13 protein-coding genes are annotated in these 13,771 nt (G+C 70.7%); 9 read left to right on the top strand and 4 right to left on the bottom strand.

What is annotated here, in order from left to right:
- Positions 1–137 precede the first annotated feature (137 nt).
- Positions 138–1,112, top strand: a complete 975-nt coding sequence (gene folE2, locus ABFC67_RS13925) for a GTP cyclohydrolase FolE2 (protein ID WP_346738632.1) — start codon at positions 138–140, stop codon at positions 1,110–1,112.
- 89 nt (positions 1,113–1,201) lie between these two features.
- Here folE2 and ABFC67_RS13920 read toward each other — a convergent pair whose 3' ends face one another.
- Entirely contained in the window at positions 1,202–2,539 is a 1,338-nt protein-coding gene (locus tag ABFC67_RS13920; RefSeq protein ID WP_346738631.1) for a dihydroorotase, read from the bottom strand.
- Positions 2,532–2,792: a membrane protein insertion efficiency factor YidD gene (gene yidD / locus ABFC67_RS13915; protein ID WP_346738630.1), complete on the bottom strand. Its 261-nt coding sequence runs from the start codon at positions 2,790–2,792 to the stop codon at positions 2,532–2,534. Before yidD ends, ABFC67_RS13920 begins: the two co-directional genes overlap by 8 nt.
- 114 nt (positions 2,793–2,906) lie before the next feature.
- On the opposite strand from yidD, the gene dksA reads away from it, so the two are divergent.
- Entirely contained in the window at positions 2,907–3,923 is a 1,017-nt protein-coding gene (gene dksA, locus ABFC67_RS13910; protein WP_346738629.1) for an RNA polymerase-binding protein DksA, read from the top strand.
- A gap of 249 nt (positions 3,924–4,172) precedes the next feature.
- Here the strand turns inward: dksA and ABFC67_RS13905 are convergent, their stop codons facing one another.
- Together ABFC67_RS13905 and cysS are read right to left on the bottom strand one after the other, a co-directional pair.
- Positions 4,173–4,604, bottom strand: a complete 432-nt coding sequence (locus ABFC67_RS13905; RefSeq protein ID WP_346738628.1) for a SufE family protein — start codon at positions 4,602–4,604, stop codon at positions 4,173–4,175.
- Complete coding sequence (gene cysS, locus ABFC67_RS13900) at positions 4,601–5,989, bottom strand: cysteine--tRNA ligase (protein WP_346738627.1); 1,389 nt, start codon at positions 5,987–5,989, stop codon at positions 4,601–4,603. Before cysS ends, ABFC67_RS13905 begins: the two co-directional genes overlap by 4 nt.
- A 163-nt stretch (positions 5,990–6,152) precedes the next feature.
- Between cysS and ABFC67_RS13895 the strand changes: the two genes are divergently transcribed.
- The 7 genes from ABFC67_RS13895 to ABFC67_RS13865 form a co-directional block, all read left to right on the top strand.
- The gene (locus tag ABFC67_RS13895) at positions 6,153–6,674 is read left to right on the top strand and encodes a glycine zipper 2TM domain-containing protein (RefSeq protein WP_346738626.1); all 522 of its coding nucleotides are present in this window, start codon (positions 6,153–6,155) and stop codon (positions 6,672–6,674) included.
- A 379-nt stretch (positions 6,675–7,053) separates the two neighbouring features.
- Complete coding sequence (locus ABFC67_RS13890) at positions 7,054–8,061, top strand: N-acetylornithine carbamoyltransferase (protein WP_346738625.1); 1,008 nt, start codon at positions 7,054–7,056, stop codon at positions 8,059–8,061.
- 60 nt (positions 8,062–8,121) lie between these two features.
- Entirely contained in the window at positions 8,122–9,327 is a 1,206-nt protein-coding gene (locus ABFC67_RS13885) for an argininosuccinate synthase (protein WP_346738624.1), read from the top strand.
- A complete protein-coding gene (locus ABFC67_RS13880) occupies positions 9,324–10,424 on the top strand; it encodes an acetylornithine deacetylase (RefSeq protein WP_346738623.1) in 1,101 nt (366 codons plus the stop codon). Before ABFC67_RS13885 ends, ABFC67_RS13880 begins: the two co-directional genes overlap by 4 nt.
- A 1-nt stretch (position 10,425) precedes the next feature.
- Positions 10,426–11,742 carry an acetylglutamate kinase gene (locus tag ABFC67_RS13875; protein WP_346738622.1) on the top strand — a complete coding sequence of 439 codons (1,317 nt, stop codon included), beginning with the start codon at positions 10,426–10,428 and terminating at the stop codon, positions 11,740–11,742.
- Between the two features lie 198 nt (positions 11,743–11,940).
- Complete coding sequence (gene argC / locus ABFC67_RS13870; RefSeq protein ID WP_346738621.1) at positions 11,941–12,921, top strand: N-acetyl-gamma-glutamyl-phosphate reductase; 981 nt, start codon at positions 11,941–11,943, stop codon at positions 12,919–12,921.
- On the top strand, positions 12,918–13,771 hold an 854-nt coding region (locus tag ABFC67_RS13865), incomplete at its 3' end, for a lyase family protein (RefSeq protein ID WP_346738620.1). The genes argC and ABFC67_RS13865, both read left to right, overlap by 4 nt.

Raw genomic sequence — 13,771 nt, 5'->3', positions numbered from 1 at the left:
TCTGGCGGGCGGCGCGCTGAGAAGGAACGCGTCGTTCGCCCACGGGAACCATTGACGCGGCCTGCATCCGGCCCCAGTTGGCGTATCGTTGACCTTTCAGGCGGGCCGCGGCCCGCCCATCCATGCGGGAACCTGCCATGCCGACCGACGACAACACCGTGCGCGAGATGCCCGACGTCGCCGTCGAAGCCACGCCCCACGTGGCCGGGCGGCTCGACTGGGTCGGCATGGACGAGATCGAGGTGCCGGTGCGCCTGGCCGCCGCCGACGGCGGCACCGTGCAGTCCAGCGCGCGTGTCGCCGCCTACGTCAACCTGGGCAGGCCGGAGGCGCGCGGCATCCACATGTCGCGCCTGTACCTGCACGTGGACCAGGCGCTCGCCGCCGAGCCGCTGACGCCGAGCTCGCTGCGCCGACTGCTGCGCGGCTTCCTCGATTCGCACGCCGACCTGTCCGACCGCGCGATGGTGCGCGTGGCGTTCGAGCACCTGGTGCGGCGGCCGGCACTGGTCAGCGACAACCGTGGCTGGAAATCCTATCCGGTGACGATCACGGCGGGCATGGAGCGCGGCCAGTTCGGCGTCGAGCTGGCCACCGAGGTGCTGTACTCCTCCACCTGCCCGGCCTCGGCGGCGCTGGCGCGGCAGTTGGTCCAGGAGGGCTTCGCGCAGGACTTCCCCGCCGACGGTGCGCTCGACCGCGACGCCGTGCTGGCCTGGCTCGGCAGCGAGCGGGGCATGCGCGCCACGCCGCACAGTCAGCGCAGCGCGGCCGAGGTGCGCGTACGCCTCAACCCGGGCTTCGACTTCCCGCTGATCGACCTGATCGACCGCATCGAGGACGCGCTGCAGACGCCGGTGCAGACCGCGGTCAAGCGCGTCGACGAGCAGCGCTTCGCCCTGCTCAACGGCACCAACCTGATGTTCTGCGAGGACGCCGCGCGGCGCATGCAGCAGGCGCTGGACGCCGACGAGCGCATCGCCGATTTCTGGCTGCGCGCCTCGCATTACGAAAGCCTGCACCCGCACAACGCGGTGGCGATCGCCACCAAGGGCGTGGAAGGTGGCTATGGGCCGGCCGATCACGCGCTGGCGCCGCTGCGCGCGCGCTGATCGGTCCTGCGTGCGGCAACGAAAAACGCGCGGCCTGGCCGCGCGTTTTTCGTGGCGGCGGACGGAACGCGCCGCCGGCCGCAGTGCGCTCAGCGCGCGAAGGCGAGCCGTTCGCCGCGCACGTCGTCGTCGACCCGCTGGCCGTCCCAGGCCAGGCGGCCGTTGACGAAGGTGGCGGCGATCGAGCTGCGGAAGGTCTCGCCCTCGAACGGCGACCAGCCGCACTTCGACAGCACCTCGGCGGCGCTGACCGTGTGCGGGCGCTGCGGGTCCACCAGCGTGAGGTCGGCCGCGTAGCCTTCGCGCAGGTAGCCGCGATCGCGCACGTTGAACAGCGTCGCCGGCGCGTGCGTGACCGCCTCGACCACGCGCTCCAGCGTCAGCTTGCCGTCGAACACGCGCTCCAGCGCGCACTGCAGCGCGTACTGCACCAGCGGCAACCCGGACGGCGCGCGCACGTACGGCTCGGCCTTCTCGCTGGCGAGGTGCGGGGCGTGGTCGGTGGCGAGCACGTCGATGCGGCCCTCGGCCAGCGCGCGCGTAATCGCCTCGCGGTCGGCCGCGGTCTTGATCGCCGGATTGCACTTGATGCGGTGGCCGAGGCGCGCGTAGTCGGCGTCGCAGAAATGCAGGAAGTGCACGCAGGTCTCGGCGGTGATGCGCTTGCCGGCGACCGGGCCGGGCTCGAACAGCGCCAGCTCGTCGGCGGTGGAGATGTGCAGCACGTGCAGGCGCGTGCCGTGGCGGCGCGCCAGCTCGATCGCCAGCCGCGTGGACTTGATGCAGGCCTCGCGCGAGCGGATCAGCGGATGCTGCTCGACGGGAATGGCGTCGCCGAAACGCTCGCGCGTGCGGGCGAGGTTGGCGTCGATCATGGGGGTGTCTTCGCAGTGCGTGATGATCGGCGTCGGCGCCTCGCGGAAGATGCCGTCCAGCGTTTGCGGATTGTCCACCAGCATGTTGCCGGTGGACGAACCCATGAACACCTTGATGCCGGGCGCGGCCTTCGGATCGAGCGTGCGGATGTCGTCGAGGTTGTCGTTGGTGGCGCCGAGGTAGAAGCCGTAGTTGGCGACGGAGACTTCCGCGGCGCGCGCGTACTTCGCCTCCAGCGCCTCGCGGTTGGTCGCCGGCGGCCGGGTGTTCGGCATCTCCATGTAGCTGGTGATGCCGCCGGCGACGCAGGCGCGCGATTCGTGCGCGATGTCGGCCTTGTGGGTCAGCCCCGGCTCGCGGAAGTGCACCTGGTCGTCGATCATGCCCGGCAGCAGCCACAGGCCGGCGGCGTCGTAGACGCGCTCGTCGGCGCGCGCCGCCAGCGTCGGCGCGATCGCCTCGATGCGGCCGCCGCGCACGCGCAAATCGGCGTGGAAGCGGCGGCCTTCGTTGACCAGCTCCGCGTTGGTGATCAGCCAGGCATCATGCATGTGTGTTGTCTCCGTGCGCGCGGCAGCGCGCCAAAGTGAAGCGTTCGGGCACGGGATCGAGACCGCCCGTGCACAGCGGCTGGCAGCGCAGGATGCGCCATGTCGCGAGGATCGACCCGCGCAGCGGGCCGAAGCGCGCGACCGCGACCCGTGCGTAGCTCGAACAGCTCGGATGGAACCGGCAGTTCGCGCCCAGCAGCGGGCTGAGCAGGCGTTTGTAGCAGGCGATCAGGAACAGGATGAGTCGCGTCACGGGCGCGCCGTAAGCCTTCGCCAGCCCAGATGCGACGCGGGTTTGCAAGGCGGTTGCTGGTGCCAAGGTTCTAGGCTATAACACCCCGCCGCCGAGCCACAATGGTGTAGGGAAATGGCGAAGTCAAAGCACAACACCGCATCGAGCAAGGCCGCGAAGACCAAAACCCGCGTCGTGTCCAAGGTCGCGAAAAAGGCGAAGCCTGCTGCGCGTCCGGCCAAGGCCGCGAAGAAGCCGGTCAGGCCGGCGGCGAGGAAACCGGCGAAACCGGCGGCCAAGCCCAGGTCGGTGCCGAGGAAGGCGGCCAAGGCGGTCAAGCCGGCGGCCACGAAGGCCAAGCCGGCCGCGAAGAAGCCGCTGAAGGCGGCCCGTCCGGCGGCAAAAAAGGTCGTGGCGGCGGCGAAGAAGAAACCGGTGAAGGCGGCCGGGTCCGCGCCGCGCGTCGCGGCGAAGCCGGTTGCGAAGCGGGTTTCGAAGCCGGCGGCGAAGCGTCCGGCGAAGCCCGTGCCGGCAGCCCGACCCGCACGCAAGGAGGCGGCAGCAACGCGTGCCGGCGCCGTCGTCGCCAAGGCACGTCCGATCGAGACCGTATCTCCCCAGATCAAGAAGCCCGTGAAGTCCGAGAACGCCCTAGCCAAACCGCGGGTGGCGATCGTCGCCCCCAACAACGAACCTGGCGTCACCCGTGAGGACGGCCGCTACGCGCTGCCGGCCACGGTCAACATCGAACTGCCCAAGGGATACCGCCCCTCGCCGGACGAGGAGTACATGAATCCCGCGCAGCTCGCCTACTTCCGCAACAAGCTGCGCGACTGGCGCGACCAGTTGGTCGAGGAATCGCGGCAGACCATGGAGAACCTGCGCGAGGAAGTGCGCGACGTCGGCGACGATGCCGAGCGCGCCACCCGCGAAACCGAGAACTCGCTGGAGCTGCGCACCCGCGACCGCTACCGCAAGCTGATCGCCAAGATCGACAAGGCGCTGCGGCGCATCGAGGAAGGCCGCTACGGCTTCTGCGAGGAAACCGACGAGGAAATCGGCGTGGAGCGCCTGGAAGCGCGCCCGATCGCCACCTTGAGCCTCGACGCTCAGGAGCGCCGCGAGCATCTGCGCAAGCAGATGGGCGACTGATCCCGCTTCCAAGCGCGATGTGCGTCCGGGGCCCCGCAACGCGGGGCCTCGACGTCTTGCCTTCCGGCCGCGTCGGAGGCGATGCCGCAGGCGGTTGCGATGGGGCGCCTGCACGCAGGCGCCCGCAGTTGTTTCCCGTCGCCTTCGCCGGGCGCTACCTGGAAGGGTGGATCAAGCCGTGCAGCGGTGGATCCGCCGCGCGCGCCCGGGATGCCGCGCCGGCCGGATGCGGCGACGCGCAACCGGCGTTCAAGCGGCCGCCAGCGCGCGTTCGGCGTGTGCGCGCACGGTCTTCAGCATCGCGGCCAGGCCGTTCGAGCGCGTCGGCGAAAGGTGCTTGGCCAGCCCGATCTCCTGCACGAACCCGGGGTCGGTGGCGAGGATTTCCGCGGCGGAGCGTCCGGAATAGACGCGCAGCAGCAGCGCGATCAGGCCGGACACGATCGCCGAGTCGCTGGCCGCGCGAAATTCGATCCGCTGCGCGTCGCCCTCGGCGACCACCCACACCTGCGACTGGCAGCCGTGCACCTTGTATGCCTCGGTCATCAGCTCCGCCGGCAGCGGCGGCAGCTTGCGGCCGAGATCGATCAGGTACTGGTAGCGCTCGGTCCAGTCGCCGAAGTAGGCGAACTCATCGACGATGGCCCGCTCGGCCTCGAGCGCGGTGGCTTCGGTGTTCATGCGTTTGCCATTCTCCAGCGGGTGCCTTGCGGGCCGTCCTCGATGGCGACGCCCATCGCGGCCAGTTCGTCGCGGATCGCGTCGGCGCGCGTCCAGTCGCGCGATGCGCGCGCGGCGCGGCGCTGCTCCAGCAGCGATTCCACCGCGGCGGCGTCGACCGCGGCGCCGGGCGCGGCCTGCTTGAACCAGACCTCGGGATCCTGCTGCAGCAGGCCGAGCAGCGCGCCGCCGCCGAGCAGCGCGCCCTTGGCGCGGCGCTGCGCGGCGGGCGTGGCCGCCTGGCGCGCGTCCTCGGCGAGCTTCGCCAGCACGGCGAACGCCTCGGGCGTGTTGAGGTCGTCGCACAGCGCGGCTTCCAGCGCCGCAGGCACCTCGCGGTCGGCGGCGGTCGTGGCGACGTGGGCGAGGTCGCGCAGCACGCCGTACCAGCCGTCCAGCGTACGCAGCGCCTGGGTCAGCGCCGCGTCCGACCAGTCCAGCGGCTGCCGGTAGTGCGCCTTCAGCAGCAGGAAGCGCAGCGCCTCGGCGGGGTGCCGCTGCAGCAGCTCGTGCAGGACCAGCACGTTGCCCAGCGACTTCGACATCTTCCTGCCGTCGAAGGTGAGCATGCCGTTGTGCAGCCAGTAGCGCGCGAACGGCTTGCCGCCGTGCGCGCAGGTGCTCTGCGCGATCTCGTTCTCGTGGTGCGGGAACATCAGGTCGTTGCCGCCGGCGTGGATGTCGATGGTCTCGCCGAGGTGCGCCTCGGACATCGCCGAGCATTCGATGTGCCAGCCCGGGCGGCCGCGGCCCCACGGGCTGTCCCAGCCCGGCAGGTCGGGCGTGGACGGCTTCCACAGCACGAAATCGCCGGGGCTTTTCTTGTACGGCGCCACCTCGACGCGCGCGCCGGCGATCATGTCCTCGGTCGAGCGCCGCGACAGCCGGCCGTATTCCGGATAGCTGCCGACGTCGAACAGCACGTGGCCGTCGGCGACGTAGGCGTGGCCGTCGGCGATCAGGCGCTCGCACATGGCGATGATCTGCGGGATGTGCGCGGTGGCGTGCGGCTCGAGGTCCGGCGGATCGACGCCGAGCCTGGCCATGTCCTCGCGGTAGGCGGCGGCGTAGCGTTCTGCGATGGCCGCGATCGGCAGGCCGGCGGCGTGCGCGGCGGCGTTGATCTTGTCGTCGACGTCGGTGACGTTGCGGGCGTACAGCACGTGCGGATAGTGCCGGCGCAGCAGCCGCGCCAGCAGGCCGAACACCACCGGCGGCCGCGCGTTGCCGATGTGCACGTAGTTGTAGACGGTCGGTCCGCACACGTACATCGTCACCCGTTCGGGGTCGAGCGGGACGAACGGTTCGAGCTGGCGGCTGAGGGTGTTGTAGAGCCTGATCTGCATGCCTGGGCCTGCGTGCGGGTAGGGACCCACCCGTTCCAGATGCGGGCGGACGGACGATTTTAACAGCGCGCGGCGGCCCTTAGCCCCGATTCAGCGTGGTTTTGCTGGAATATCGGCCAGAGAGGGCATGCGAGTGCCCCGCAACGCCCCGATGGAGGCCGCCATGCGCAAACTGATGTTGCCGGCTCTGTTCCTGCTGGTCGCCGCGGCGGCGCAGGCGCAGTCGCCCGGCTACTACCGCCAGGACGACAACGCCCATTACGCATGGGCGGACGTGCTGCGCGTCGATCCCGTGTACGAGAGCGTGCGCGTCGAGCAGCCGCGCCAGGAATGCTACGACCAGCCGGTGGTGCGCCAGGACAGCGGCGGCAGCACGGCCGGCACCGTGATCGGCGCGATCGTCGGCGGCGCGCTCGGCCACACCGTCGGCAAGGGCGACGGCCGCAAGGCCGCGACGGTCGGCGGCGCCGTGATCGGCGGCGCGATCGGCAACCGCGCCGGCCGTGGCGGCACCTATACCGACAACCAGACGGTTTGCCGCGACGTCAGCGCCGTGCGCGACGACCGCCGCGTCGTCGGCTACGACGTCGAATACCGCTTCCGCGGCGAAACCTACGTGTCGCGGCTGGACTACGATCCGGGCGAACGCCTGCGCGTGCGCGTCAGCGTCACCCCGGCCGAGTGACCGGCGTCCCGGCATGAACCCGCGGCGGCGGCCATGCGGCCGCCGTCGCATTTCCGGGTGCCGCCTGCGAGCGTCGGTTGCGGCAAGAAAAACATCCGTGCCATGATGGCCGCCTGATCCGCGCCATGACATCCATGAGCCACCGCCACGCCAACGTCCCCGTCCTGACCAGCGCCCGCATGGCCGCCGGCATGACCTCGCGCGCGCGTCGACCGCTGCCCCCAGTATCGGCCGGGTAGGCTGTCGCACATTCTTCATCGAATCCGACGAAAACCCGGCCCTGCGCCGGGTTTTTTGTTTGGTTTTTTCCCGCGCGCCTCCATGCGCGCAAGGAACGAGCCGGCCGTCCATGGCCGGCCATTCACCAAGAGCATCGCCCATGAGCCCTCGCCACTTCCTCACCACCCAGGACTGGAGCCGCGCCGAGCTGGACGCGCTGCTCGCGCAGGCCGCCGCCTTCAAGCGCGCGCGCCTTGGCCGCCAGCTCGAGGGCAGGTCGATCGCGCTGCTGTTCTTCAACAGCTCGATGCGCACGCGCACCAGCTTCGAGCTGGGCGCGCACCAGCTCGGCGGCAAGGCGATCGTGCTGTCGCCGGGCAAGGACGCCTGGCCGATCGAGTTCGACACCGGCGCGGTGATGGACGGCGAGGCCGAGGAGCACGTCACCGAAGTCGCGCGCGTGCTCAGCCGCTACGTCGACCTGATCGGCGTGCGCGCGTTCCCGAAGTTCCGGGACTGGTCGGTCGATCGCGAGGACAAGGTGATCCGCGCTTTCGCGAAGTACGCCACCGTGCCGGTGATCAACATGGAAACGATCACCCACCCGTGCCAGGAGCTGGCGCACGTGATGGCGCTGCAGGAGCACTTCGGCACGACGGATCTGCGCGGGAAGAAATACGTGCTGACCTGGACCTGGCATCCGCGGCCGCTGAACACCGCGGTGGCCAACTCGGCGCTGCTGATCGCCACCCGTTACGGCATGGACGTCACCCTGCTGTGCCCGACGCCGGAATACGCGCTGGACGAACGCTACATGGCGTTCGCGCGGGAGAACGCCGCGGAGAACGGCGGTTCGCTCACCGTCAGCCACGACATCGAGAGCGCCTACCGCGGCGCGCACGCGGTTTACGCCAAGAGCTGGGGCGCGCTGCCGTACTTCGGGCGCTGGGAGCAGGAAAAACCGATCCGCGACGCGCACCGGCACTTCATCGTCGACGAGGCCAAGATGGCGCTCACGGATGGCGCCGCGTTCAGCCACTGCCTGCCGCTGCGGCGCAACGTCAAGGCCACCGACGCAGTGATGGATTCCCCCGCCTGCATCGCCATCGACGAGGCGGAGAACCGCCTGCACGTGCAGAAGGCGATCATGGCCGCGCTGGCCGGCTGAGCCGGCACTCCACCGAACGACGCAAACGGCGGGCCGGCGCCCGCCCTACGGAAGACTCCCATGGTACAGAACGACATCGTCCTTGCTTTCTCCGGCGGCCTCGACACCAGCTTCTGCATTCCCTGGCTGAGGGAACGCGGCTATGCCGTGCACACCGTGTTCGCCGACACCGGCGGCGTCGACGCGGAGGAGCGCGCCTACATCGAGGCGCGCGCGAAGGAGCTGGGGGTTGCCAGCCACGTCACCGTCGACGGCGGCCCGGCGCTCTGGAGCGGCTTCGTCAGACCGTTCGTGTGGGCCGGCGAAGGCTACCAGGGCCAGTACCCGCTGCTGGTGTCCGACCGCTACCTGATCGTCGAGGCGGCGCTGAAGCGCGCCGACCAACTCGGCACGCGCGCGATCGCGCACGGCTGCACCGGCATGGGCAACGACCAGGTGCGCTTCGACCTGACCGTGAAGGCGCTGGGCGACTACGCCATCGTCGCGCCGATCCGCGAGATCCAGAAGGAGCACACGCAGACGCGCGCCTACGAGCAGGCCTATCTGGAGGCGCGCGGCTTCGGCGTGCGCGCCAGGCAGAAGCGCTACACGATCAACGAGAACCTGCTCGGCGTGACCCTGTCCGGCGGCGAGGTCGACCGTTGGCAGGCGCCGGGCGAGGGCGCGCGCGGCTGGTGCGCGCCGCGCGCCGAATGGCCGTCCGAACCGCTGCGTGCGACGCTCGTCTTCGAACGCGGCGAGGCGGTCGCGCTGGACGGCGCGCGCATGCCGGGCCACGCGCTGCTGGCGCGCCTCAACGCGGCGTTCGCGCGCTACGGCGTCGGCCGCGGCCTGTACACCGGCGACACCACCATCGGCCTCAAGGGCCGCATCGTCTACGAGGCGCCGGGCCTGGCCGCGCTGCTGGCCGCGCACCGCGCGCTGGAGGAGGCGGTGCTCTCCAAGCAGCAGAACCGCTTCAAGCCGGAAGCGGCGCGCAAGTGGGTGGAGCTGGTCTACGAAGGCTTCTTCCACGATCCGTTGAAGGCCGACCTGGAGGCGTTCCTCGCTTCCAGCCAGCGCTGCGTCGGCGGCGAGGTGGTGCTGGAAACGGCGGGCGGACGCGTCGACGCAGTCGAGGTGCGCTCGCCGCACATCCTCAACGCCAAGGGGGCCACCTACGCGCAGTCCGCCGATTGGGGCGTGGCCGAAGCCGAAGGCTTCATCCGCCTGTACGGCATGAGCTCGACGCTGTGGGCCGAGGTGAACCGGGGGAAGATCGCGTGAGCGAACTGCTGGATGCGACGCTGCGACACCTGCGCGCGCTGGTCGCCTGCGACACGCGCAATCCGCCGCGCGCGATCGGCACCGGCGGCATCTTCGACTACCTGCGCGCGCAGCTCGCGGGTTTCGACTGCACGCTGGCCGACCACGGCGCCGGCGCGGTCAGCCTGCTCGCCGTGCGCGGCGCGCCGCGGCTGCTGTTCAACGTGCACCTCGACACCGTGCCGGACTCGCCACGCTGGAGCGCCAGCCCGTTCGAGCTGCGCGTCGACGGCGAACGCGCGGTCGGCCTCGGCGCCTGCGACATCAAGGGTGCCGCCGCCGCGCTGCTGGCCGCTGCCGCGCGTACCGACGGCGCCTGCGCGTTCCTGTTTTCCACCGACGAAGAGGCCAACGACGCGCGCTGCGTCCCGGCGTTCCTGCACGGGCGTCGCGCATTCGCCGGCGTCGTGGTGGCCGAGCCGACTCGCGCCGAGGCGGTGCTGGCGCACCGCGGCATCAGCTCGGTGCGCATGCGCTTCGCCGGGCGCGCCGGCCATGCCTCCGGCGAGCAGGACATCGCCGACAGCGCGCTGCATCAGGCGGTGCGCTGGGGCGCAAACGCGCTGGACGTGGTCGGCGCCGAAGCGCACCAGCGCTTCGGCGGGCTGACCGGATTGCGCTTCAACATCGGCCGCATCGAGGGCGGCATCAAGGCCAACGTGATCGCGCCCGAGGCCGAAGCGCGCTTCGGCTTCCGTCCGCTGCCGTCGATGGACACCGACGCGCTGCTGGCGCGCTTCCGCGCCTGCGCCGAACCCGCGCCGGCGGTGTTCGAGGAAACCTTCCGCGGCCCGCCGCTGCCGGCCGGCGACATCGCCGGCGCCGAGGCGCGCCGCCTCGCCGCGCGCGACCTGGCCGACGCGCTGGACCTGCCGATCGGCAACGCGGTCGACTTCTGGACCGAGGCCGCGCTGTTCTCCGCCGCCGGCCATACCGCGCTGGTGTACGGCCCCGGCGACATCGCGCAGGCGCACAGCGCCGACGAATGGGTCGCGCTGGACCAGTTGGCGGCCTATGCCGCCAGCGTGCATCGCATCATCGACAAGAGGCTCGCCTGACGTGGACGCGCACAAGCAACTGCGCCAGACCATCGTGCGCCTGCTCTCCAGCATGGGCAGCGCGAAGGAAATCCAGCAATACCTCAAGCGTTTTTCGCAGCTCGACGCCAAGCGCTTCGCCGTGGTCAAGGTCGGCGGCGCGGTGCTGCGCGACGATCTCGACGCGCTGACCTCGTCGCTGGCCTTCCTGCAGCAGGTCGGCCTGACGCCGATCGTGCTGCACGGCGCCGGCCCGCAGCTCGACGCCGAGCTGGCCGCCGCCGGCATCGAGAAGCGGACCATCGGCGGACTGCGCGTGACCTCGCCGCAGGCGCTGGCGATCGTGCGCCGCGTGCTGCAGGCGCAGAACATGAAGCTGGTGGAGGCGCTGCAGGAGGTCGACGTGCGCGCGACCTCGATCCAGTCCGGCGTGTTCGAAGCGGCGTATGTCGACCGCGATCGCCTCGGCATGGTCGGCGAAGTGGTTCGCGTGGACCTGGCGCCGATCGAGGCCAGCCTGCGCGTCGGCTCGATCCCGGTGATCGCCTCGCTGGGGGAAACCCCCGAAGGGCAGATCGTCAACGTCAACGCCGATTTCGCCGCCAACGCGCTGGTGCGCGCGCTGCAGCCGTACAAGATCATCTTCCTCACCGGCACCGGCGGGCTGCTGGACGGACAGGGCAAGGTGATCGACTCGATCAACCTCAGCACCGAGTACGACGACCTGATGGCGCAACCGTGGCTCGACGGCGGCATGCGCCTGAAGATCGAACAGATCAAGCGGCTGCTGGACGACCTGCCGCCGGCGTCGTCGGTGTCGATCACGCGCCCGGCGGAGCTGGCCAAGGAGCTGTTCACCCACCGCGGCTCGGGCACGCTGGTGCGGCGCGGCGAGCGGGTGCTGCGCTTCGACGGCTGGGACGGCATCGACCGCGAGCGCCTGCGCGCGCTGATCGAGTCGAGCTTCGGCCGCCGCGTCGTGCCCGACTATTTCGAGCGCACGCGGGCGTTCCGCGTCTACGTCAGCGAGAACTACCGTGCGGCGATGATCCTGACCGACGAGGGCGGCGATGCCTACCTCGACAAGTTCGCGGTGCTGGACGAGGCGCAGGGCGAGGGCCTGGGGCGCGCGGTCTGGCAGGTGATGCGCGCGGAGAACCCGCGGCTGTTCTGGCGCTCGCGCCACGGCAACGTGATCAACCACTTCTATTACGCCGAGTCCGACGGCTGCTGCAAGCAGGAGCGCTGGAAGGTGTTCTGGTACGGGCTGGACGGCTTCGACGCGATTGCCCGCTGCGTGGCGCACTGCGCGACGCGGCCGGCGACGCTGATCGGCTGAGCGATGATGGACGAACCGATGAGCAAGAAGACCGTAGGCATCGTGGGAGCGCGCGGGCGAGCCGGAACGACGCGCGATGCGTTGAAGCGCATCGCGCGCCGGCGAGCGCCCGGAGCAGGAGCGAAGGTCGGGGCGACTTGGTGAGGCATGGATGCCGAACCTAGTCGCCATTGTGGCCCATCATTGAGCTATGAAGACATGAGTACTCGGAACGTTCGCAAGATCGGCATCGTGGGAGCGCGCGGCCACACCGGCGCGGAGCTGATCCGGCTTATCACCGCGCATCCGCATCTCGACCTGGCGTTCGTGTCGTCGCGCGAGCTGGACGGACAGCGCGTCGCCGACCACGTCGACGGTTGCGCCGGCGAACTACGCTACGAGAACCTCGACGCGGCGGCGGTCGCGGCCAAGGGCGCCGACGCGGTCGTGCTGGCGCTGCCGAACGGCGCCTCGGCGGCGTTCGTCGCGGCGCTGGATGCGCACGCGCCGGCCACGGTGATCGTCGACCTGTCGGCGGATCACCGTTTCGACGGCGGCTGGTACTACGGCCTGCCCGAGCTGACGCGGTCGACGTACCGCGGCGAGACGCGCATCAGCAACCCGGGCTGCTACGCGACCGCGATGCAGCTCGCCATCGCGCCGCTCGCGGACGAGCTGGCGGCGCCGCCGGCCTGCTTCGGCGTGTCCGGCTATTCCGGCGCCGGCACCGCGCCGTCCGACAAGAACGACCCGGACAAGCTGCGCGACAACCTGATGCCGTACCAGTTGGTCGGCCACGTGCACGAGCGCGAGGCCGCGCATCGGCTCGGGTTGCCGGTCGAGTTCATGCCGCACGTGGCGCCGCACTTCCGCGGCATCACGCTGACGGCCAACCTGTGGTTGCGGCAGCCGATGGGCGCGGGGGCGATCGAGGCGCGCTACCGCGAGCGCTACGCCGACGAGCCGCTGGTGCGCGTCGTCGGCGACGCGCCCTGGGTCAGCCGCATCGCCGGCAGGCACTACGCCGAGGTCGGCGGCTTTGCCGTCGCGCCCGGCGGCAAGCGCGTGGTCGTCGTCGCGACGCTGGACAACCTGCTCAAGGGCGCGGCGACGCAGGCGATGCAGAATCTCAACCGCGCGCTCGGGTTGCCGGAAATGGAAGGCATCCCCGCGCCTGCCGAAGCGGAGTCGACGCCATGAGCGACGTGCTGTGGAAGAAAGCGGATACGCAGGTCGATGCGCGCATCATGCGCTTCCTCGCCGGCGACGACGTGCTGCTGGATCGCGAGTTCTTCCTGCACGACATCGCCGCCAGCAAGGCGCACGTCGAAGGCCTCGCCAACATCGGCGTGATCGCGGCCGGGGAGGCCGCGGCGCTGCAGCGCGAGCTGGACGCGCTGGCCGAGGATTTCCGCGGCGGCCGCTTCGTGCTGGACGCGCGTTACGAGGATGGCCACTCGGCGATCGAGGCGCGCCTGACCGAGCGCCTCGGCGACGCCGGTCGCCGCGTGCACACCGGGCGCAGCCGCAACGACCAGATCCTGGTGGCGACGCGGCTGTGGCTGAAGGAGCGCCTGGCGGCGGCGGAGACGCACTGCCGCGCGATCGCGCAGGTCTGTCTGCAGCGCGCCGCGGCCGAATCGCTGCCGCTGCCCGGCTACACGCATCTGCAGCGCGCGGTGGTGTCGTCCACCGCGATGTGGTTCGCCGGTTTCGCCGAAGCGTTCATCGACGACGCCGCGCGCGCGCGCCAGACGCGCGACTGGATCGACGCCAATCCGCTCGGCACCGCCGCCGGCTACGGCGTCAACCTGCCGCTGGACCGCGCGCACACCACGCGCGCGCTCGGCTTCGCGCGCATGCAGGTGTCGCCGGTCTACGCGCAGCTCTCGCGCGGCAAGTTCGAGATCGCCGCGCTGGATGCGCTGGGCGCGGCGCTGCTCGACCTGCGTCGGCTGGCTTGGGACCTGTCGCTGTTCACCACCGCCGAATTCGGCTTCGTCGCGCTGCCGCCGCAGTACACCACCGGCAGCTCGATCATGCCGAACAA

Origin of the sequence: Mizugakiibacter sp. (genome assembly GCF_039680435.1) — a bacterium.
Taxonomy (GTDB): Bacteria; Pseudomonadota; Gammaproteobacteria; order Xanthomonadales; family Rhodanobacteraceae; genus Mizugakiibacter.
This window is presented reverse-complemented; position numbering and strand designations above follow the sequence as displayed.